The 20,627-nt window shown below is 68.3% G+C and carries 19 protein-coding genes; 9 read left to right on the top strand and 10 right to left on the bottom strand.

The window, feature by feature from the left end; genetic code table 11:
* Positions 1-12: 12 nt before the first annotated feature.
* On the bottom strand, positions 13-984 hold the full coding sequence (locus EV651_RS33525; protein ID WP_133789276.1) for a CPBP family intramembrane glutamic endopeptidase: 972 nt from the start codon (positions 982-984) through the stop codon (positions 13-15).
* A 196-nt stretch (positions 985-1,180) separates the two neighbouring features.
* Here EV651_RS33525 and EV651_RS33520 point away from each other — a divergent pair, with 196 nt between their 5' ends.
* Positions 1,181-2,149, top strand: coding sequence for a Dyp-type peroxidase (locus tag EV651_RS33520; protein ID WP_133789275.1), 969 nt, complete (start codon positions 1,181-1,183; stop codon positions 2,147-2,149).
* Positions 2,150-2,152: 3 nt separating this feature from the next.
* Here EV651_RS33520 and EV651_RS33515 read toward each other — a convergent pair whose 3' ends face one another.
* Positions 2,153-3,064: a hypothetical protein gene (locus EV651_RS33515; protein WP_133789274.1), complete on the bottom strand. Its 912-nt coding sequence runs from the start codon at positions 3,062-3,064 to the stop codon at positions 2,153-2,155.
* 112 nt (positions 3,065-3,176) lie between these two features.
* Here EV651_RS33515 and EV651_RS33510 point away from each other — a divergent pair, with 112 nt between their 5' ends.
* The 4 genes from EV651_RS33510 (at position 3,177) to EV651_RS33495 (ending at position 6,902) form a co-directional block, all read left to right on the top strand.
* Complete coding sequence (locus EV651_RS33510) at positions 3,177-4,730, top strand: ATP-dependent DNA ligase (protein WP_133789273.1); 1,554 nt, start codon at positions 3,177-3,179, stop codon at positions 4,728-4,730.
* On the top strand, positions 4,723-5,397 hold the full coding sequence (locus tag EV651_RS33505) for a bifunctional 2-polyprenyl-6-hydroxyphenol methylase/3-demethylubiquinol 3-O-methyltransferase UbiG (protein WP_133789272.1): 675 nt from the start codon (positions 4,723-4,725) through the stop codon (positions 5,395-5,397). Before EV651_RS33510 ends, EV651_RS33505 begins: the two co-directional genes overlap by 8 nt.
* Positions 5,398-5,508: 111 nt before the next feature.
* The gene (locus EV651_RS33500) at positions 5,509-5,988 is read left to right on the top strand and encodes an O-methyltransferase (protein ID WP_166658877.1); all 480 of its coding nucleotides are present in this window, start codon (positions 5,509-5,511) and stop codon (positions 5,986-5,988) included.
* A gap of 44 nt (positions 5,989-6,032) precedes the next feature.
* Positions 6,033-6,902 carry a helix-turn-helix transcriptional regulator gene (locus tag EV651_RS33495; RefSeq protein ID WP_133789270.1) on the top strand — a complete coding sequence of 290 codons (870 nt, stop codon included), beginning with the start codon at positions 6,033-6,035 and terminating at the stop codon, positions 6,900-6,902.
* Between the two features lie 1,108 nt (positions 6,903-8,010).
* On the opposite strand, the gene ctaD is transcribed toward EV651_RS33495, so the two are convergent.
* The 3 genes from ctaD to EV651_RS33480 are packed head-to-tail and all read right to left on the bottom strand — an operon-like array spanning position 8,011 to position 11,380.
* Complete coding sequence (gene ctaD, locus EV651_RS33490; protein ID WP_133789269.1) at positions 8,011-9,696, bottom strand: cytochrome c oxidase subunit I; 1,686 nt, start codon at positions 9,694-9,696, stop codon at positions 8,011-8,013.
* A gap of 56 nt (positions 9,697-9,752) precedes the next feature.
* Positions 9,753-10,553 (bottom strand): LLM class flavin-dependent oxidoreductase, encoded by an 801-nt coding sequence (locus EV651_RS33485; protein WP_133789268.1) that lies wholly within the window; start codon positions 10,551-10,553, stop codon positions 9,753-9,755.
* Complete coding sequence (locus EV651_RS33480; RefSeq protein ID WP_133789267.1) at positions 10,553-11,380, bottom strand: alpha/beta fold hydrolase; 828 nt, start codon at positions 11,378-11,380, stop codon at positions 10,553-10,555. The genes EV651_RS33485 and EV651_RS33480 overlap by 1 nt, the downstream gene beginning before the upstream one ends.
* An 83-nt stretch (positions 11,381-11,463) precedes the next feature.
* Between EV651_RS33480 and EV651_RS33475 the strand changes: the two genes are divergently transcribed.
* Positions 11,464-12,333 (top strand): LysR family transcriptional regulator, encoded by an 870-nt coding sequence (locus EV651_RS33475; protein WP_133789266.1) that lies wholly within the window; start codon positions 11,464-11,466, stop codon positions 12,331-12,333.
* Positions 12,334-12,339: 6 nt separating this feature from the next.
* Here the strand turns inward: EV651_RS33475 and EV651_RS33470 are convergent, their stop codons facing one another.
* The gene (locus EV651_RS33470) at positions 12,340-14,361 is read right to left on the bottom strand and encodes a glycoside hydrolase domain-containing protein (RefSeq protein WP_370353793.1); all 2,022 of its coding nucleotides are present in this window, start codon (positions 14,359-14,361) and stop codon (positions 12,340-12,342) included.
* Between the two features lie 180 nt (positions 14,362-14,541).
* Here EV651_RS33470 and EV651_RS33465 point away from each other — a divergent pair, with 180 nt between their 5' ends.
* Positions 14,542-15,117, top strand: a complete 576-nt coding sequence (locus EV651_RS33465) for a TetR/AcrR family transcriptional regulator (protein ID WP_133789264.1) — start codon at positions 14,542-14,544, stop codon at positions 15,115-15,117.
* 67 nt (positions 15,118-15,184) lie between these two features.
* Entirely contained in the window at positions 15,185-16,372 is a 1,188-nt protein-coding gene (locus EV651_RS33460; protein WP_133789263.1) for a Cmx/CmrA family chloramphenicol efflux MFS transporter, read from the top strand.
* Here EV651_RS33460 and EV651_RS33455 read toward each other — a convergent pair.
* On the bottom strand, positions 16,330-17,127 hold the full coding sequence (locus EV651_RS33455) for a TIGR02569 family protein (RefSeq protein WP_238157359.1): 798 nt from the start codon (positions 17,125-17,127) through the stop codon (positions 16,330-16,332). The genes EV651_RS33460 and EV651_RS33455 overlap by 43 nt on opposite strands.
* A 158-nt stretch (positions 17,128-17,285) precedes the next feature.
* Here EV651_RS33455 and lexA point away from each other — a divergent pair, with 158 nt between their 5' ends.
* Positions 17,286-17,939 carry a transcriptional repressor LexA gene (gene lexA / locus EV651_RS33450; RefSeq protein WP_133789262.1) on the top strand — a complete coding sequence of 218 codons (654 nt, stop codon included), beginning with the start codon at positions 17,286-17,288 and terminating at the stop codon, positions 17,937-17,939.
* On the opposite strand, the gene EV651_RS33445 is transcribed toward lexA, so the two are convergent.
* From EV651_RS33445 to EV651_RS33435, 3 genes are read right to left on the bottom strand one after another with little or no spacing between them, the layout of a single operon-like run.
* On the bottom strand, positions 17,936-19,063 hold the full coding sequence (locus EV651_RS33445; protein WP_133789261.1) for an acyltransferase: 1,128 nt from the start codon (positions 19,061-19,063) through the stop codon (positions 17,936-17,938). The two genes, lexA and EV651_RS33445, sit on opposite strands and share 4 nt — an antisense overlap.
* Before the next feature lie 17 nt (positions 19,064-19,080).
* Positions 19,081-20,271: an RNA polymerase sigma factor gene (locus EV651_RS33440; RefSeq protein WP_238157358.1), complete on the bottom strand. Its 1,191-nt coding sequence runs from the start codon at positions 20,269-20,271 to the stop codon at positions 19,081-19,083.
* Positions 20,268-20,612 carry a YciI family protein gene (locus tag EV651_RS33435; RefSeq protein ID WP_133789260.1) on the bottom strand — a complete coding sequence of 115 codons (345 nt, stop codon included), beginning with the start codon at positions 20,610-20,612 and terminating at the stop codon, positions 20,268-20,270. Before EV651_RS33435 ends, EV651_RS33440 begins: the two co-directional genes overlap by 4 nt.
* Between the last annotated feature and the right edge of the window lie 15 nt (positions 20,613-20,627).

The following is a 20,627-nucleotide window of genomic DNA, read 5'->3' as shown; positions in this document are numbered from 1 at the left end:
CTCGCCTGCTTTTCAGCTCAGCCGGCGGATCTGCTGCCGGCGGGCCAGCCAGGTGACGGCGATCACGTAGAACGCCAGGCACGGAATGTCCGCGACGAACAGCGTCCACGGGCCGCTGCCCTGCACGTTCCACTGATCCCCCCGGCCAGTTGCCGCCGGCAACAGGAAGGCGATCAGGTTGTTCAGCACGTGCAGAGCGATCGCGGCCTCCAGTCCCCCGGTCCGGACGGTCAACCAGCCGACCACCACCGCGAACAGGAAGATGTCGGCCATCGCCCAACCCAGATACCCGTGGGCAGACGCGAAGGCGGCAGCGCCGACGACGATCCCGGGCCACGGCGAACGGAACAGCGTCCGCAACCACCGCGCCCGCCCGTTCGGGTCGTCCGGACCGTACGCGCCGACCGCCTGGATCAGCCAGCCGCGGAACACGAACTCCTCGGCCGCCGACTGGAACGGCACCAGGAGCAGGATCACCAGCGCCGGTACGACGAACGCACCGAAACCGATCCAGTCTCCGCCGGCCGTCCCGATCGAGTCGTCGGCGGGGAACACCGCGTCGACCAGCACGCCCATCGCGAACGAGAGCGCGATGTACCCGAACGCCGGCAGGCAGCACCACAGCAGCCAGCGCCAGCGGATCCGGTTCAGCACCGAGGCGACGCTCCAGAACGGCCGGCGTTGCACCATCCACGCGACCAGACCGACGATCGGCGTCAGGACGCCGAGCAGCACCAAGGTCATGGCGAGGTTCTCGGTGTCGCTCGGGAAGATGTCCGTACCGCTCGGCGCCGGGAACGGTCCGGCCAGGAGCCGGTGCGCGATCACCCAGATCACCACGACGGCTGAGGTCAGGACGAACCCGAAGAGGCCGAGCAGGACGGTTCCGACGAAGGGTCGCCACCAGGCGTGCTTCGGCGTACGGGCGAGCCGGTGGTACGGCGTCCCTTCCGGCGCTGCGACTGTTCGCGGCTCGTGGTTCACGTACGGCGACGGATAAGCGCCGTACGGATATTGATACGGCGGTGGGTATTGCTCGGGATATGGACCAGAGTGGGGCGGCGGTGGTGCGGGCTGCCCCGGCTGGGAGTATGGGCCCGGTTGCGGCGACGGTCCGGGCTGTTGCGGGTCCATAACTGGACTCTAGAAGATCGGGCCAACTGGACGGAGGGAGAACAAGGTGGTTACTGAACCGACGCTCGGGGCGAACCGGCAGACGGACGCGTTACCGCAGTCCGTGCTGATGCCGTTGAGCGGTTCGGCCATCTTCCTGGTGGTCCAGGTGCAGCCTGGCGGCGAGGACCGGACCCGGGACCTGCTGGAGCGGCTGAGCGGTCTCGTGCGTTCGGTCGGGTTCCGGGTTCCGGCCGGCAACCTGTCCTGTGTCACCAGCATCGGCTCGGACGTCTGGGACCGTTTGTTCAGCGGTCCGCGCCCGGCCGAGTTGCACCCGTTCGTCGAGCTCAAGGGCGCCACCCACCACGCGCCGTCGACGCCTGGCGATCTGCTCTTCCACATCCGGGCCTCCCACCAGGACCAGTGCTTCGAGTTGGCCAGTCAGATCATGACCGTGCTAGACGGCGCCGCGACGGTCGTCGACGAGGTGCACGGCTTCAAGTACTTCGAGATGCGTGACCTGCTCGGCTTCGTCGACGGCACCGAGAACCCGACCGGCAGCGAGGCGCACGCCGCCGTACTGATCGGCGACGAGGACCCGGACTTCCGCGGTGGCAGCTACGTGATCGTGCAGAAGTACCTGCACGACCTGAAGGCGTGGAACGCGCTGACGGTCGAGCAGCAGGAGCTCGCCGTCGGCCGGACCAAGCTCGACGACATCGAGCTCGACGACGCCGAGAAGCCCGGCAACGCGCACATCGTGCTCAACGTGATCGAGGACGACGACGGCAACGAGCTGCAGATCCTGCGCGACAACATGCCGTTCGGTACCGTCGGCACGCAGGAGTTCGGCACCTACTTCATCGGGTACGCCAAGACGCCGGCGGTGACCGAGCTGATGCTCAGGCGGATGTTCATCGGGGTTCCCGAGGGCAACCACGACCGGCTCCTCGACTTCTCCACCGCGGTCACCGGCTGCCTGTTCTTCACACCCCCCGCCGACTTCCTGGACGACCTGCCGCCGGCGCCCTGAGCGTCATTCCCCGAACAGCGGGGCGTCGACGACGCTCCCCCAGCTGAAGTCGATCTGGTCGTTGAAGGTGGCCGGCACCTTGCCGAGCGAGTTGATCACGGTGGCGGTCCCGTTCGCGTGCCCAACGGCGTACAGGTAACCGGCGCCGAGATCCTTGTCGATGGCGAGCAGCAGCGTTCCGTAGTTGCCGCAGCGGGCAGTGAGCAGCCGCTCGAAGCTTCCCCAGGTCTTGGTCCGCAGCGGCTTCACGACGGGCTTCATCGGCGACGTCAGCGGGATGAGGATCGTGTAGAGCGCGCCGCCCCGCGTCGTCGCCAGCAGGGTGTCGTACGTCGACGTACGGCTCAGGAGGGCGACCGCCTTGACCGACGAGAAGCCCGGGTACGAACCGGCGGCGTGCCACACCACGGTGCCGTTCTGCGGGCTGAGGTTCCAGCGGTACAGCGAGCCGTCGCTGCGGAGTGCGTACATCCGCCAGCCGGGCGTCTGCAACGACCACGACTGCGTCAGGGTCCGGAACGCGCTCCAGCCGCTGCCGACCCGGGTCAGGTCGCTGCTCACGACCTGCCCGCCGGTGCCCTTCTTGACCCACTGGTGCGACCGGTACAGCACGTCGCCGGAGACGACGTGGCCGTCGAGCGAGGTCTCGTCGCCGAAGTCGTCGTCCCACGTCCAGCTGGTGCTGAGCGAGATCGCGCGGCCGCCGAACGGATTCTTGGCCATCACCTCGACCGGCTTCACAGTGATCGGCGACGTCGCGTTGACGTAGCGATCGACGGTGTCGTTGCCAGCCGTCAGACCGCCGGACTGCACGTAGCAGGTCGTCGCAGCCGGAACCGCTGTCGCCGTACCGGTGCTCGTCAGTACTGGAACCGCCAGGGCCAGGCCCGCCAGTGCCGCAATCGAACGTCGCATCTCGACTCCCCCAAACATGTCCATTCGTTGCCGATCTATTGATCTCGATGCACGTTGTCGAGACAAAGTTGCGGTGCCCGGAACTGTCGGCGGGTTGAGTGACACTGGGAACATGTTGCTCACCGAGGTGGTCGAGACGTCGGCCGCGCTGGCCGGGACCCGGTCGCGGCTGAAGAAGGCCGAGTTCATCGCGGGGTTGTTGTCCAAGGCCACCGAACCGGCCGCGATCGAGATCGTCGTGACCTACCTGTCGGGCGAGCTGCGGCAGCGGCGCACCGGGGTCGGCTGGCGGACGTTGATGGACACGCCGGAGCCGGCTGCCGAGCCGACGATCACGGTCGAGGAGGTCGACGCGACGTTCGCGGAGCTGGCGGAGATGTCGGGCACCGGCGTACAGGCCCGCCGACGGGCTGCGGTGGACGGGTTGTTCGCGCGGGCGACCGCGGACGAGCAGCGGTTCCTGCGGCTCCTCGTCGGGGGTGAGCTGCGGCAGGGTGCGCTCGACGGGGTGATGGCGGATGCGGTCGCGCGAGCGACGGGCATTCCGCTGAACAAGATCCGGGCCGCGGCGATGTTGCGCGGGGCGGCCGCACCGGTCGCGGTCGCCGTACTGACCGAGGGCGAGGCGGGGCTCGCGCAGTTCGGGCTCGAGGTCGGTCGCGGGGTGCAGCCGATGCTCGCGCAGTCGGCAACGAGTGTGGCGGAGGCGTTGGAGAAGACGGGTACGCCGGCCGCGCTCGAGTGGAAGCTGGACGGGATCCGGATCCAGGCGCACCGGGACGGCGGGAAGGTCGTCGTCTACACGCGGACGCTGGACGACATCACCACACGGGTGCCTGAGGTGGCGACCGCCGTACTCGCGCTCGATGCACAGCAGGTCGTGCTTGACGGCGAACTCATCGCGTTGCGCGCCGACGGACGACCGGAGCCGTTCCAGGTGACGGGGTCGCGGACGGCGACCCGGGCTGCGACGGGGCCGGAGTCTGTCCCGCTGACGCCGTACTTCTTCGACATCCTGCATCAGGACGGCGAGGACCTGCTCGGGCTCGACGGTGCCACGCGACACGAGTGGCTGGCGAAGCTCGTGCCTGAGGAGCGGCGGGTGCCGCGACTCGTGACCGACGATGCGGAGGCCGGTCAGGCGTTCTTCGCGGATGCCGTGCGCCGCGGGCACGAGGGTGTGATGGTGAAGTCGTTGACCGTCCCGTACGAGGCGGGCCGGCGCGGTTCGGGATGGGTCAAGGTCAAGCAGACGCACACGCTCGATCTGCTCGTGCTGGCGGCGGAGTGGGGTCACGGGCGGCGGACGGGCTGGTTGTCGAACCTGCATCTGGGCGCGCGGGACGAGGAGACCGGCGAGTTCGTGATGCTCGGGAAGACGTTCAAAGGGCTGACGGACGAGCTGCTGCGGTGGCAGACGGAGCGGTTCCAGGAGCTCGCCGTACGGCGGAACGACTGGGCCGTCTATCTCCGGCCGGAGGTGGTGGTGGAGATCGCGTTCGACGGCGTACAGACCTCACCGCGGTATCCGGCCGGGATGGCGCTGCGGTTCGCGCGGGTGATCCGGTATCGCGAGGACAAGCGTCCTGCCGACGTTGATACCGTGCAGACGGTGCGCGAGATTCACCTCGGACCCGGCGCGGAAGAGAGTGTGGGCGATGAGTGAGGACCCGGATGTCGTGTCGCGGCGGATCGCGCGCGAGTCGCTTGATCGGGACGACCCGACCGGCTGGTTCGAGAATCTGTACGCCGCGGCCGCCGGGGGGTCCGCGGTCATCCCGTGGGATCGCGGTACGGCGCACCAGTTGCTGACCGAGTGGGTCCAGGAGTCCGCGCCGGACGGTGCGGACAAGACGGCGCTGATCGTCGGGGCGGGCACTGGGTGGGACGCCGAGCTGATCGCCGACCGCGGGTACGACACCACCGCGTTCGACATCTCCCCCACCGCGATCGAGACCGCGGTCCGCAATCACCCGGGCTCGAAGGTGCACTATCGCGTCGCCGATCTGCTCGCGCCACCGCCCGACTGGCCGCGCGCGTTCGACCTCGTGGTGGAGATCTACACCGTGCAGGCGCTCCCGATCGCCCTGCAGCCCGAGGCCGTCAAACACGTCACCGAGTTCGTAGCACCCGGCGGCACGCTGCTCGTCATCGCCGCCGCCCGCCCGGACGACCAGCCCGACGACGCCGTCGAAGGCCCACCCTGGCCCCTCACACGCGCAACCATCCAGTCGTTCGCCGGCGCGGATCTCCGCCTCATCCAACTCAGCCAGTCCCCCAGCCCAGCCGACCCAACCGTCCTCCGCTGGCGAGCCGAGTACCTACGCGACTGAACTCCCATGTCCGACCTCCCTCCGCTCGTGCAGCGAGCCCAGGACGCGGCCATTGAAGTCGGGATGCCGCTGCGGCGGGAAGGAACCGGTCCGTCCTGTTGCCTGCCGGAAGTGGGTCGATTCCTTGCCGTCCTGGCGGCCGGGTGTGTTGGCGGCCTGATCGGTGAGGCGGGAACCGGTGTCGGCTTCGGGGCGGCGTGGATGGCATCGGCGATGCCGGCCGATTGCCGTCTGGTGACCGTGGAGGTCGACGAGACCCGTGTGGCCGCGGCTCGGCGGGTGTTCGCGGACGAGCCGCGGGTCGAGGTGGTGCACGGGGACTCGTTCGACGAGTTGGGGCGGCGAGCGCCGTTCGATCTGCTCTTCGCGGACGGCGGGCAACAGCCCGGCCGGATCGTGGACCTGCTGCGGATCGGCGGGCGGCTGGTGAACGACGACATCACGCCGGTGGACGTGCTGCCGGCTGATTCGCCGTACCGTGAACACGATCCGAAGCGGGAGTTCTTCTTCGGCGATCCGCGGCTCGTGGCGGCCGAGGTGGTGTTGCCGGACCTGCGGAATTCGCTGCTGGTGGGGAGCCGGGTGGGTTGAGATTGCATGGGAACATTTGTTCGATAATCATGTAGACTCGGGATATGGCGGGGCGAAGTGTGGTGGGGCCGACGGCGTTGCGGATGATGCTCGGGAGTCATCTGCGGGAGCTGCGTGAGCGCGCCGGCGTCAGCCGCACCGATGCCGGCTGGGCGATCCGCGCCTCGGAGTCGAAGATCAGCCGCCTCGAGCTCGGCCGGGTCGGGTTCAAGGAACGGGACGTCTCCGATCTGCTGACCTTGTACGGCGTGCAGGACGCCCGCGAGCGCGATCGGCTGCTGCAGCTGGCCCGCGAGGCGAACGACCCCGGCTGGTGGCACCGGTACGGCGACGTCACGCCCGAGTGGTTCGACTCGTATCTCGGGCTCGAAGCGACCGCCGAGCTGATCCGGACGTACGAGATCCAGTTCGTGCCCGGCCTCCTGCAGACCGCGGACTACGCGCGCGCCGTCGCGCAGCTCACGCCTGGTGGCGCTCGTTCCGACCATGAGATCGAGCGGGTGGTCGCCCTGCGCACCCGCCGGCAACGGGTGCTCGACCGCGAGCCGCCGCTCAAGCTCTGGGCAGTCATCGAGGAGTCCGTGCTGCACCGGCCGATCGGCGGTACCGACGTACTGCGGAGCCAGCTCGACGCGCTTCGCGAAGCCATCACCCGCCCGAACGTGACCGTCCAGATCGTTCCCCTCGAAAGCCCCGGCCACGCCGCCACCGGAGGCGCCTTCAGCCTGCTCCGCTTCCCGCAACGCGACCTGCCCGACATCGTCTACCTGGAACACCTGACCAGCGCGCTCTACCTGGACAAACGCGACGACGTAGAGGCCTACACCCAAGCACTGGACCTCCTGGCCTCCACCAGCCCGTCCCCCCACCACACCCAACAACAACTAACCCGCCTCCTCGCGCGCCTCCCGTAAATCGATCCCGCCGAAGGGCCTCGCAACGCACGCTAGCCGAACCGCTGCCCTCCTCTTCGACGCAGCGAGTTCGCTGCCCCACCCCACGGGATATCCATCAGCCCTTCCCCATTGGTAGGCGAGGCGAGAGAGCACGTCTTCGGGTACGCCGGGAATGGGATCAACGGAGTGCCCACAACGCCCGGGGGTATCCGGCTCGACGTCCGATGCGCGGGTGCTGCTCACTCCGATCGGGTCTCGTGCAACAGGCAATCGTGGGTCGGCACCCGGTATTGCCTGTTCCCACACACCAGATCCTGTCCCAAGCCCTGCCCGCACGCCCCGTCCCCAACCCCTGCCCCACGGCCCACCCCGTCACCACACCCTGTCCCCAAGCCCCGTCACCAAGCCCCGTCACCAAGCCCCGTCCCGTCCCAGGCCCACCCCGTCACCACACCCTGTCCCCAAGCCCCGTCACCAAGCCCCGTCACCAAGCCCCGTCCCAGGCCCGCCCCGTCACCACGTCCCGCCGGTCGTCGAGCATGCAGCGCCCTCTCGGGTGTGAGGTTCTCTGCTGGTATGCGAGGGGAAACGCTGCGCTTGAGGGATAACCGGCGGCGGCGCTTGTGACTGATCCGTTGTGGTGGTTTGCGGAACAAAATTGCCAGCCGGTGACGAAAATGTTCCGGAAAGGGCGGGCGTCCGGGTCGGGCCGGATCGGCCGACCACGGATACGAACGCACCGGATCACCGACTCCCGTGCTCCACTAGTGGGTGATCAGTGCGGGTGCCGGCAGCTCCAGCGGATCGGCTCCGGGCGGCGCACGAGCGGGTCGCGGGACCGCCGGGTGCCGGGACCGCCGGGTCGCGGGACCGCCGGGTGCCGGGACCGCCGGGTCGCGGGACCGCCGGGTGCCGGCACCGCCGGGTCGCGGGACCCCCGGGTGCCGGGAGCGCCGGGCGGCGGCGGGTCAGCCCGGTGGCGGTGGTTTGGGGAGGATTTTGTTCCGATGTGGGCAGGAGATCCTCCCCAGATTCGGCTCCCGGGAGGCGTGGCCGGTGGCGGCGCGGTGGCTCGGCAGCGCGGAGTCGTGCTCGCCGCGTGGAGGAGCGGCTTGGTGCGGGTGGGTCAGACCTCGAGTTCTTCGCCGTGGGCGTTGATGGCCAGGTCGGGGTGGTGGAGGTCGAAGGCTGGGGACTCTGAGCGGATTCGGGGCAGCTTCTCGAAGTTGTGGCGGGGTGGTGGGCAGCTCGTGGCCCACTCCAGCGAGCGGCCCCAGCCCCACGGGTCGTCGACCTCCACCCGTGGCGTGCGGCGCGACTTGTAGACGTTGTACAGGAACGGCAACGTCGAGACCCCGAGGACGAATGCGCCGACCGTCGACACTTGGTGCAGCACGGTGAAGCCCTCGCCTGCGCGATAGTCGGCGTACCGCCGCGGCATCCCCTCGACCCCCAGCCAGTGCTGCACCAGGAACGTCGTGTGGAAGCCGACGAACAGCAACCAGAAGTGCAACTTGCCCAGCCGCTCATCGAGCATCCGCCCCGTCAGCTTGGGCCACCAGAAGTAGAACCCGGCGAACATCGCGAACACCACCGTGCCGAACACGACGTAGTGGAAGTGCGCGACCACGAAGTACGAGTCGTTCAACTGATAGTCCAGCGCCGGCGAGGCCAGGATGATCCCGGTCAGACCGCCGAACAGGAACGTGACGAGGAACCCCACCGACCAGAGCATCGGCGTGTCCATCGAGACCGACCCGCCCCAGATCGTGCCGATCCAGTTGAAGAACTTCACCCCGGTCGGTACGGCGATCAGGAACGTCATGAACGAGAAGAACGGCAGGTTCACGCCGCCCGTCACGAACATGTGGTGCGCCCACACCGCGATCGACAACGCCCCGATCGCGAGCGTCGCCGCGACGAGGCCGTAGTACCCGAAGATCGGCTTGCGGCTGAACACCGGGAGGATCTCGGTGATGATGCCGAAGAACGGCAACGCGATGATGTACACCTCGGGATGCCCGAAGAACCAGAACAGATGCTGCCACAGCAGGGCACCGCCGTTCGCGGCATCGAACACGTGCGCGCCCAGCGTGCGGTCCGCCTCCAGCACCAGCAGCGCCGCCGCCAGGATCGGGAACGCGATCAGCACCAGGATCGACGTGATCAGGATGTTCCAGCAGAAGATCGGCATCCGGAACATCGTCATGCCGGGAGCGCGCATGGTGATGATCGTGGTGATGAAGTTGACGCCGCCCAGGATCGTGCCCAGACCGGCCATCCACAGACCCATGATCCACAGGTCTCCCCCGATCGCCGGCGATCGCATCCCTCCGTTCAACGGCGCGTACGCCGTCCAGCCGAAGTCGGCCGCCCCGCCCGGGCTCAGGAACGCGCCGAGGGTGATCAACCCGCCGAACAGGAACAACCAGTAACTGAACATGTTCAGTCGCGGGAAAGCCACGTCCGGAGACCCGATCTGCACCGGCATGATGACGTTGGCGAACCCGACGAACAGCGGCGTCGCGAACAGCAGCAGCATGATCGTGCCGTGCATCGTGAAGAGCTGGTTGTACACCTCCTCGTTCACGATCTGCAGGCCTGGCTCGGCCAGCTCGGCGCGGATCACCAGCGCCATCACGCCGGCGATCAGGAAGAACGCGAACGACGTGACGAGGTACAACTGGCCGATCACCTTGTGGTCGGTCGTCGACAACAGCCGGCCGATCACCTGCCCCAGCGGCCGCCGCCCCACCTCGGCAGCGGTCGAGGTGCGCTCGGTGACTCCGGCATGCCCGCTGACAGTGGCCATGCGCTCCTCCGTATTGCCGCTTCCCTTCGATTAGACACCTATGGATCGTGATTCAGCTAGCTCTGGGGCCCCGCCGCGATCATCGCGCGTACGTCGGCCAGCCGCAGCGTCGCGGGGTCGACGTCCATCAGGCACCACGTCGCCCCCGCCTCGGCGTACGGGCGTGGATCGACCGACGGCTCCAGGGCCACCGCGATGTCGTAGTCGTCCAGATCGCCCCGAAGTTCCCGCAGTACGGCGGCAGGCTCGGCCACCTGATCCGGTGACGTGAGGTTCACCGGGAAGAATCCGTCGTACCGCGCCGCCCGCCGGACCGGCTTCGCATTACCCGGGAATCCGGCGAGCCACACCGGCACTCGACCGGCCACCGGACGCGGCAGAAACCGGACGTCGTCGACGAGGTAGTGCTTACCGTGGTGGTTGACCGGCTCCCCCGTCCACCCTGCGGTGAGGATGTCGAGCGTCTCGTCCATCCGCTCGGCGCGCCTCCGGTCGTCCAGTTCTTCGCCGGTCTTGGAGTACTCCTGCGCGAACCGGTCGCTGCCGAGCCCGACGCCGAGGATCAGCCGGCCGCCCGAGAGCCGGTCCAGGGTTGTTGTCTCACGCAACAACTTGGTCGGTCGCCGGCGTGCGATCGGTGACACCATTGGGCCGATCCGCAACTGTTCGGTGGCGGTCGCCATGGCGCTCATCGTGATCCACGGGTCCGACACCTCGCGGATCGGTTCCCGCCACCACAACTGGTCCCAGAGGAAGAACCCGTCCCATCCGGCCTCCTCGGCCGCCGCCGCGAGCCGCGCAACCTCGACCGGATCGGACAACTCGTCGAACAGCGGCAGCCAGATTGCGAACTTCATCAGCTCTCCTCAGTGTGCTTGACGAGCTCGTCGACAAACGCCTTCCAGTACGGCGCGGACAGTCCGTGTCCCATGCCCGCTAGCACTGCTAGCCGAGCGCCTGGCACCGCATCGCGGATCGATTCGCCATGCGGCAGCGGGAACAGCGGATCCGCATCGCCGTGCAGCACGAGGACCGGCATCGCCAGGTCGCCGAAGCCACCGTTCCGCGGCCCGTCGAAGGTCATCGCGAAGTGGTTCGTCAGCGAGGCCTCGTAGTTCCGCGCTCGCGCCATGTCCTCCCGCACCAGGGCACGGGCCTCGGCCTCGTCGAAGTGACCCGCCGCCTCGGCTTCGATCGACCGTACGACGTATTCCTCGACCGCAGCGGCGTCCGCGAAGTCCGGCGTACCCAACCGTGGCATATCGGGCGATGGCGGCGGGAGGCCGTCGTCACCGGTGCTCGTCGACACGAACGTCAGCGAAGCGACTCGTGACGCATGGTCGACGCCCAGGATCAGCGCCGTACCGCCGGACATCGACTGCGCCACCACGTGCGCCCGCTCGACGCCGAGTGCATCGAGCAGACCGACGGCGTCGGCCGCCAGGTCGCTCATCGCGTAGCCCGGTTCGCCGGTGGGGAACGACGTCGAGCGGCCGGTGTCGCGCTGGTCGTAGCGGATCACGAAGCGGCCGCGCGCCGCCAGCTCGGTGCACAGCCGGGCGTCCCACCAGAGCATGGACGCTCCGGCGCCGTGGATCAGCAGGACCGCGGGATCAGCCGGGTCGCCGTACGTCTCCGCGCTGAGTTCGACGTTGTTGACTGCGTAAGTTGCGGAAGTTGTCATGCCTCGACCGTAGAAGCGGGCGATCATCGTGAAAAGCGATTGATCCTGATCAAAGCGATCGCCATCGGCGATAGAGTGTCTACATGTACGAGTTACGTCATCTGGCGACGCTGGCCGCTGTCGCCGACGAGGGGTCGTTCGGCCGGGCCGCGAACAGGCTCGGGTACACGCAGTCGAGCGTCAGCCAGCAGATCGCGGTCCTGGAGAAGGCGGCCGGCGGTCCGCTGTTCGACCGGCCCGGCGGGCCGAAGCCGGTCCGGATCACCCCGCTGGGCACCGTCGTTCTGCAGCACGGACGCGAGTTGCTGCGTCGCGCCGACGAGATGCGCGATGGGATCGAGCGATTCCGGGCCGGCGACAGCCGAATCGACATCGGCACGTTCCAGACCGTGTCGAACACGCTGCTGCCGCAGGTGATCCGCGGACTCCGCGACGCGCATCCGGGGTGTGACATCCGGCTGTTCGAGGAGGAGACCGATGATCCCGACCTCGCCGGGCTCGACCTGATGTTCTTCGACGGCCGGGGCGGCGACGGCATCGAGAACCTCAAACTGCTGGACGACCCGTACTTCCTCGTCGCGAGGCCCGGCGACTTCCCGGCCGGGCCGGTCCCACTCGACATGCTCGACGGACTGTCGCTGGTCGCGCATCCCGCGATCTGCCACCAGGCCGTCATCGAAGACTTCCTGAACGCCCGCGGCATCCGCCCGCAGGTCGTGTTCCGCACCGAGGGCAACGAGGCGCTCCTCGCGATGGTCCGTGCGGGCCTCGGTGCAGCACTGATGCCGCGTCTCGCCGTACTCCGCGACGACGAGAGTCTGGCGCTGCATCAGCTCACGCCAGAACTCCCGCCGCGAGAGATCGTCTTGCTGTGGCAGGCCGGCCGCACGCACTCACCGCTTGCAGCGCACGCGATCGAGCTCGCGCAGAGTGCGGCGGCCGCCCTCGTCTAGCCTGGCCTAACTGACGGTCAGGACCTTCGACGCCGTCTGCGTGCCCTGGTGGTCGGCGTCCGCCAGCCACACCACGCGGTACGTGTACGTGCCGCGTGCGGTCGGCTTGATCGAGAACGCGTACTTCCCGTTCGTCGTCAGCTTGCCGGTCGTCACGGCCACCCACGACGTACCGGAGCGACGCTGCAGGTACGCCGTCGTACCCGCATGAGGCGGGTTCAGGTAGCCGTACAGCAAGGTCGATCCGCCGAGCCTGATGGCCGCCGGAGTCAGGTACGCCGACATCGCCGGATGAACCTGCACGAGCGCCGCGGCGCTCCGCGTCCCGAGCACGCCGGTCGCACCGTTGTAGCCCCACATGTAGTACGTCGACACCGCCGGCTTCGGCGTGGCCCTCGCCACACCGTTGGCGTCGGAGGTGAACGTGCCGACCGTCGACCACTTACTGGCGTTCTTCGCCTTCGCGTACAGCACCACCGGTACTCCGGCCAGCTTGGCGCCGTCGAGCCGGGTCACGGCCGTCGAGAGCGTCACCGCGCCGGTGTACATGATGGAGGCCGCGCTCGCCCCGATCGTCGCCTTCGACCCGACCAGTCGTACGTCGACGCCCGGGCCGATCTTGCCCTTGCTGTCCTTGACCCACACGCGATACGCGTAGCTGGCCGAGTTCGCCAGCCCTGTGTGGGTGAACATGCTCGCGGTGCCGTTGTAGATCGGGGTACCCGACGTCGGCAGCTGCGGCGGCGTCGAGCCCGACGCAGCGCGGACCATGATCTGCCCGAGCGTCGTGGTGGCCGGCTTCGTCCACCGCAGCGTGGCAGCCGCGACCCCACCCGACACGCTAAAGCTACTCACCGGAGGCGGCGGAGCCGTCAGGTTGAGGTAGTTCTTGTCGATATTCAGCGTCACGCCACCGTTGGTCTCAGTCAGGTTGGCGTACTGGTGCACCCGCTGGTGATTGTTCCAGTAGGTATCCGGGATGTAGCGAGTCGAACCGACGGGCGTGTAGCCCCAGTGCGCGAACCAGATGTTGTCCGGTCGCGTGTACGCCGTACTGGTGTATGCGCTGGCAAGATCGGCGCCGCCCGAGGAGGCGCTGACGTACGCACCGCCGAGGTACCCCCGCGAGTTCAGTTCCTGGGTCCAGCCACTCAAGTACGAAAGGACGGACGCTTTGCACGCGGCAGTCGACGGATAGCCCTCGATGTCGCTGTAGATCGCGCTCCGCTGCGCGAACCCGAGCGCCTGCGCCGCCGCCACCGCGTTGATCGCAGCATTCCGGCCTTGGGTCACCGCCGTCGACAGGATGGGCGAGATGCGGCTCGCAGCCGGGAACCTCGTCGTGCACGGCGCCTGTAGACCCACGTCGAGGAGCAGGAACTGCCAGCCCTTCGCGGCGTTCGTCGCGACCCAGTCCGGGGTCAGATTCGGCTGCGTGGCGCACGTACGCACTCCGCCGCTGATGTAGATGCCGATACCCTGATAGTTCGGCCGCCACGCGTCCATGGTGGACTGCGGCGGCGCGTCGCAGGCGTCGAAACCCTGGCCCGCGAAGTTGCCTGTTGCAACGATCGTGGGAGACACGGCCGCCTGCTCGGCGACTCGTACCGACGACGTCTTCGTCACCACCCGGCCGGTCGCGAGCAGGTCGCTGGCCGTACGCTCGGCACCTGGCGCGTAATACGCCGTCGCCAGCACGCCCGCGTCGGCGACCGCGCGGCGGAGCAGCCCGTCGCTGGACCGCTGCGACGTGGTCAGCGGCTCCAGGATCAGGCCGGAGCTCCGGCCGACGAGGTGCGCCGGGCAGTTGGCCTGCGCCGTACTGCGGCCCAGGTATACCGCTGGGCGGTCGAGTCGGACGCAGGTGGTTGGGTTGGCGGCTACGTCGACGACCGGCCAGCTGGCCGGGACGGTGACTTGGTAGCCGCGGTACGAGACGGTTTTGGTGTCTTCAGCGGTGGCCGGTCCGCTCAAAGCGACTCCGGCGACCAGGCCAAGGGCAAGAGCGAGCCCCCCAGGTCTGAACAACCTCACATTGCTCCCCAGTTCATCGTTGAACGGTGCCCCCAAGTGAAGGCGAGCGCCTGCGCTCCTGTCGAAGAGCATCCGGCACTCGCCTCGATGCCCAGATGCTATCGGCGCAGCAAGTTCAGCCGTCGGGCAGTCTGTTTTGGATCGATCGGTCCATAACGTGCTAAGCTCGGCGACGTGCCGAGACCGAGGACCTTCGACGAGGACCGGGCCGTGGATGCCGCGATGCGGGTTTTCTGGACATCGGGCTACGAGGCCACCTCGACCCAGGACCTCTGCGCGGCGACCGGGCTCGGCCGGAGCAGCATCTACAACACCTTCACCAGCAAGCGCGATCTGTTCGACCGTGCGCTGCGGCGGTACGTCGACCGCTTCACCGCTGCCCAGCTCGAGATCATCCAGGACTCGAGATTGCCGATTCGCGAGCGGGTCCGGCGGATCCTGTGGACCGCGGTCGAGCCGGATCCCGAGGAACCGGCCGGCTGCTTCGTGATCAACACGATCGTGGAGCTCGGCCCGAAGGACGCCGAGGTCGTCGATCTCCTCGATCGCGACCACGAGGCGAAACTCGCCGCACTGACGACCGCTATCCAGGCGGCGCAGTCCGCGGGTGAGCTCGACCCGGAGCAGGATGCGGCCGGGCTCGCGACGTACGTCTTCACTGTCCTCGGCGGCCTGCGCGTGGCCGCCCGCCGTGGCGCGACACCCGAGAGTCAGCGGGTCGTCGTCGAGGCGACGCTGCGCAGTTTCTGATTCCTACCGACCATCGGTTCGGCACGCCCAGATTTTGAACCGATCGATCTAATATTGAGAGGCTCCGATGCCCCGCGCTGTCTACCTGCTCGGCCTGGCGATCTTGGCCCAGGGCACGTCCGAGCTGATGCTCGCCGGTCTGCTCCCCGAGATCGCGACCGATCTGAACGTCTCCATCCCCGCGGCCGGGTTGCTGATCTCCGCGTTCGCCGTCGGCATGCTCGTCGGCGCACCGATCCTGGCCGTCACGACGTTGCGCTGGTCCCGGCGCGCCGCGATGCTCGCCTTCCTCACGATCTTCGCGCTGACACACGTGGCCGGCGCCCTCACCTCGTCGTACGGCGTGCTGCTCGCCACCCGCGTCGCGGGCGCCTTCGTGTACGCCGGTTTCTGGGCGGTTGCCTCGGTGACCGCGATCGAACTGGCCGGTCCCGAAGCGCGCGCGAAGGCGATGAGCGTCCTGGCGAGCGGGCTCACCGTGGCCACGATCGTCGGGCTGCCGGCGGGGACCTTGCTCGGTCAGCACCTCGGTTGGCGGTCGGCGTTCTGGGGGGTCGCCTTGCTGTCGGTCCTCGCGATCGGCGGTGTCGCCGCGACCATCCCGCGGGGACGCGGACAGAGCGCTCCCCGGCTGCGTCTCGAGCTGCGCAGTATGGCGAATCCGCAGCTCTGGCTCGCGTACGGGACGACGGCGCTGTCGACCGGCGCGATCCTGGTGATCTTCAGCTACCTCGCTCCCCTGCTCACCGAGACCACCGGGCTGTCCGCGGCCTGGGTGCCGGTGATCCTGGCGCTGTACGGCGTCGGCGCGCTGGTCGGGATCACGATCAGCGGACGCACCGCGGATCGGCGACCTTTCAGCACGCTCGTCATCAGCCTGACCGGAGTGGTCGCCGCGGCGATCCTGCTCGCGCTCGCGACCGGCACTCCGTGGCTCGCCATCCCGGCGATCATCGGCGTCGGGACGTTCGGCTTCGCCACCAACCCGGCGGTGAACTCGCGGGTGTTCGGCGTCGCCGGATCCGCCCCGACGCTCGCCGCCGCCTTCAACATCTCGGCCTTCAACGTCGGCATCACGGTCGGCCCCTGGCTCGGCGGGCTGGCGCTCGACGCGGGCGCGGGCTACTCCGCGGTCGGCTGGATCGGCGCGGGTCTCGGAGTGCTTGCCTTCGGCACCATTCCGCTCGCTGTCCGGGCTGCGGGCAGGAACAGTCAGCCGGCGTACGAGAGCGCGAGCTCGATGACCGGCGCGTAGGCCGCGCGGCGGTCGTCCGTCCAGGTCGAGGCACCGCCGGCGAGGTCATCGGTCGTCATGCGGTAGATCAGTGCGCGCACCAGCATCTGGCCCCACTCGGGCAGATGCGCCCATCGTGCGGCGAGCTCCGGTTCGGCGGCGTACCAGCACAGTGCGTCGGCGACGGCGACAGCCGCTGCCCAGGACGGCGGTCGCCAGTAGACGGGCCAGTCGATGATCGCCGGCGGGAGACCGTCGGCGAACATCACGTTTCCCGGCAGATCACCGTGCACCACCTGCGCCGCCAGGTCCACCGGCCGCCACGCGGCAACGAGCGGCCCGACCAGGTCGACGTACGCCGGACTTCCGTCGACCGACTGTTCTCGCCAGGCGACGCGGTCGCCGTCCGCCCACGGATCGTGGCGGGTGTCGATGAACTCCGGTCGGGGCAGCCCGGCGACGGCCTCATGAAACGCGGCCGCGGCGGTGAGGATCTCGTCCTGTCGCCGCACATCTGTCGCACCGACCAGCAGCTCACTGGCTTCCCACCCGAACGCGACCCACGCGCCGTCCCGGGCCCGCACCGGCCGCGGTACCCGGAAGTCGCCAGACTCCGGCAAGCTGTTCAGCACCTCGGCGCGCCATCCGGACTCCGCGTCGGCGCGCTTGAGCACGACCGCTCCCGACCGCCAGGTCTCCCCCTGTCCCCCGGCCAACCGAGTAGGCGGCTCAGCCACGCCGAAGGCATCCAGCACCACACGCGACGGTCCCTGCATAACTGCACTCTTTCATCGCCAGGGTCGACGCGGCGGGAGGCTGAACGGGTGGCCCCGCGTCACCCCACCACCACTTCTTCCATTTCTGCTTCTTCGTGCTCGGGTCGTTTCGCGAGTCGGTGTGCGCTCGTCGGCCGGGTGGGATCTAGGATTTCGCGGTGACTGATCTCGACCTGTTCGGCGACCTCGACACCGGGGCGCTTCCGGAGCGGCAGCAACGGATTCTGGTGGTGATCCGGGACTGGGTGACGCGGCACGGGTATGCGCCGAGCAGCCGGCAGATCGGCGACGCGGTCGGGTTGCGTTCCTCGTCGTCGGTGTCCAAGCACCTGGCCAGTCTCGAGGAGAAGGGGTTCCTGCGCCGGAGTCCGTCGGTCTCGCGGCCGATCGACGTCCGGATGTTCCTCCAGGAGCCGACGGGCGGGGCGACGAGTGACGACAACGTGCCGGTGCCGGTGGTCGGCGACATCGCGGCCGGTACGCCGATCTCCGCGATCGAGCACGTGGACGACGTACTGCAACTCCCTCGCGGGCTGACCGGCCGCGGCACCGTGTTCGGCCTGCGCGTCCGCGGCGAGTCGATGATCGACGCCGCGATCTGCGACGGCGACATCGTCGTCGTCCGCCAGCAGTCCGAGGCCCACTCCGGCCAGATCGTCGCCGCAATGCTCGACGACGAGGCAACGGTCAAGGTCTACCGCCGCCGCAACAACCACGTCTACCTGGAACCCCGCAACCCCGCCTACGAGGTCATCGACGGCGACAACGCCACCATCCTCGGCGTAGTCGTCTCAGTCCTCCGCAGCGTCTAACGCTTCACACCGAACAACTGGTTGATCCCGGGGGTTGATGACACGAGCCAGGCTAGGAGGGTGGAGATGGCGAAGGTGGTGGAGAGGAGTATGGCGTACTTGAGCCAGAGGTTGGTGTGCCAGGTGACGATGAAGTAGGCGAGCGCGAGGATGACCGGCTGGTGGATGATGAAGTAGGGCATGGCGGCTCGGGCCAGGCGTGGCGGTAGTGGGCGTTGGAGGGCGGGGGCGCGGAGGCCCAAGCCTAGGACCGCGACCAGCCAGCCCCAGACGGCTAGCGTGATGAGCGGCGAATACCAGGCGTACGGCCACGAGTAGCCCGGGTTCGGCCACCAGCCGTCGAGGAAGTCGATGATCCCAGTGACGACACCGAGCACAAACGCACCGACGCCGAGAAACAACCCTGGTACGGCGTCCCGTCGTACGGCGGCCAGGAGGCGCTCGTCCGACATCACCAGATACCCCACAACGAAGAAGTCGAAGAAGAACACGAACTCGCCCCACCCGTGCTCCGGACCGGGCGCAGCGAGCAGCAGCAGGTGAATCGGCACGAGCGGTACGGCGAGCAACAGGATCGACCCGCGCCGCTGACATCGTCGCGCGATCCAGTCAGTCTTACCGCGCAGCAACAGGAACACCGGCAGACCGAGTACGGCGAACTGAATCAGATAGATCAGGAACCACAGGTGGTACGTGTCGCGTAACCACAGCGGCGCATCGCCGGCCAGATCGCTGAAGAACGTCCCCGCATCGCCGAGGAACGAGGACGTCGACCGGCCCTTGTGATGCTGCTCGATGAAGTACTGCAGCGGTGAGAGCAGCACGTACGCGACGAAGAACGGAACGAGCAACCTCAAGGAGCGCTCTCGGAGGAACTCGAGCGCGCTCCGCCACCGCAGCGCCAGCCACGCGGCGGAGCCGGAGATCATGAAGAAGAACGCCAGCCCCCACAGCCCCAGGAACGCGATCGCGACCGAGATCCCCGCACTCGTCTGCGCGTTCTTCACATGCCAGTCGCCGTCGTCGAACGGCCGCAGGGTGTGGAACACGAACACCCCGAACACCGCGATCACGCGCAACCAGTCGAGAAACCACAACCGTTCGCCCCGCCCCTCCACGCCCATGGAGCAAGGATGGTGGCTCAGCGGGCCAGGCGCTCCTTGAGCAGGCCGAGCTGTGCCGGATTGGCGGTCAACTCGGCGGCACACTCATCGGCGTCATGGGCCTCGGCAATACGGCCGAGGTCGCGGAGGAGCTGTGCGCGGGTCGCGTGGAACAGGGAGTACTGCTGGAGGCCGGCGGTCATTCCGTCGAGTTCTGCGAGGGCGGCTGCAGGTCCGCGGACGTAGGACAGCGCAATGCATCGGTGCAGGCCGGCGACGGGTGTCGGCTGCAGCGTGAGGAGCATGTCGTAGAGCACAAGGATCTGCGGCCAGTCCGTCTCGGACCAGGTGGCCGCCTCGCTGTGACACGCGGCGATGGCGGCCTGCAGCTGGTACGGGCCGGGTGCGCGGTGCCTGCGGGCGGTGCGCGTCAGGAGAGCGGTTGCGTCGGCGATCGCTGCGTGGTCCCACGACGTACGGTCCTGGTCCTCCAGCAGGATGAGGTCGCCGGCCGGCGTGAAGCGGGCCGCCGTACGGGCTCGATGCAGTCTGATGAGAGCGAGCAGGCCGGCTACCTCGGGTTCGTTGGGCAGGAGGCCGTGGAGCAGTGCGGTCAGCCATTCGGCGTCGTCGACGAGATCGCGCGAGTGCGCACGTTCCGCCGTACTCGACAGGTAGCCCTCGTTGAAGAGCAGGTAGATGACCGTCAGTACTTCGTTCAGGCGGTCGGGGAGCTCGTCGTCTCGCGGGATCCGGTACGGGATGCCCGCATCGGTGATCTTGCGCTTCGCCCGCGTGATCCGTTGCGCGACCGCGGACTCGGATGCCAGGAACGCGGCCGCGATCTGGGCAGTCGTCAGACCGCACACCACCCGGAGCGTCAGCGCCACCTGGGCCTCGCGCGCCAACGCCGGGTGGCAGCAGGTGAAGATCAGGCGCAGCCGATCATCCGGCGGCGGCTGCTCCAACGGTTGCAGGAGCGCGAGTTTCGCGCGGTAGTTCTGCTGCCGACGCAGTACGTCGAGTCCGCGGCGCTTCGCGACCGTGAACAGCCACGCGTCCGGCCGGTCCGGGATACCTTCGACCGGCCAGCGCTTCAGCGCGATCTCAACGGCGTCCTGGACCAGGTCCTCGGCCGCGGAGAAGTCCCCGAGCACCGACATCAGCGCCCCGGCCAACCGCCCCGCGTGGTCACGCACCACGCGGGCCAATTCGTCTTCGGTGCTCACATCTGGGCGACCGGCCGGATCTCGATCACCGGGCAGGCCGGCCAGGTCTTCACCATCCGCAGCGCCTCGTCGAGGTCCTCGACGTCGATCTCGGTGAACCCGGACACGACCTCCTTGCCCTCGATGAACGGCCCGTCGGTGGTCAGCTGCCCACTGTCCAGCCGGACCGTCGTCGCGGTTTCCCGGCCTTGCAGCTTGCTCCCCCGGTTGGTGATCTTGTCCGCGTGGTCGTCGAACCACTGGTACACCCGCCGGTACGCCTCCTCCTTCTCGGCCGGATCCAGCGCCGCGAACTCGGTCGCGAATTCCTCGGTCTCGATGAACATCAGCACGTACTTCACCCGAATACCTCCTTG

The organism is Kribbella sp. VKM Ac-2571 (genome assembly GCF_004362255.1).
Lineage (GTDB): Bacteria > Actinomycetota > Actinomycetes > Propionibacteriales > Kribbellaceae > Kribbella > Kribbella pratensis.
Note: the sequence above shows the minus strand (reverse complement) of the source record. Positions and strands in the feature narration are given on the sequence as shown.

Coding starts and splice junctions, on each gene's coding strand:
- EV651_RS33480 (WP_133789267.1), bottom strand. CDS start 11,380: ATGACAACTTCCGCAACTTACGCAGTCAACAACGTCGAACTCAGCGCG.
- EV651_RS33455 (WP_238157359.1), bottom strand. CDS start 17,127: ATGCAGGGACCGTCGCGTGTGGTGCTGGATGCCTTCGGCGTGGCTGAG.
- EV651_RS33495 (WP_133789270.1), top strand. CDS start 6,033: ATGGCGGGGCGAAGTGTGGTGGGGCCGACGGCGTTGCGGATGATGCTC.
- EV651_RS33485 (WP_133789268.1), bottom strand. CDS start 10,553: ATGAAGTTCGCAATCTGGCTGCCGCTGTTCGACGAGTTGTCCGATCCG.
- EV651_RS33510 (WP_133789273.1), top strand. CDS start 3,177: ATGTTGCTCACCGAGGTGGTCGAGACGTCGGCCGCGCTGGCCGGGACC.
- EV651_RS33445 (WP_133789261.1), bottom strand. CDS start 19,063: ATGGGCGTGGAGGGGCGGGGCGAACGGTTGTGGTTTCTCGACTGGTTG.
- EV651_RS33515 (WP_133789274.1), bottom strand. CDS start 3,064: ATGCGACGTTCGATTGCGGCACTGGCGGGCCTGGCCCTGGCGGTTCCA.
- EV651_RS33475 (WP_133789266.1), top strand. CDS start 11,464: ATGTACGAGTTACGTCATCTGGCGACGCTGGCCGCTGTCGCCGACGAG.
- EV651_RS33460 (WP_133789263.1), top strand. CDS start 15,185: ATGCCCCGCGCTGTCTACCTGCTCGGCCTGGCGATCTTGGCCCAGGGC.
- EV651_RS33505 (WP_133789272.1), top strand. CDS start 4,723: ATGAGTGAGGACCCGGATGTCGTGTCGCGGCGGATCGCGCGCGAGTCG.
- ctaD (WP_133789269.1), bottom strand. CDS start 9,696: ATGGCCACTGTCAGCGGGCATGCCGGAGTCACCGAGCGCACCTCGACC.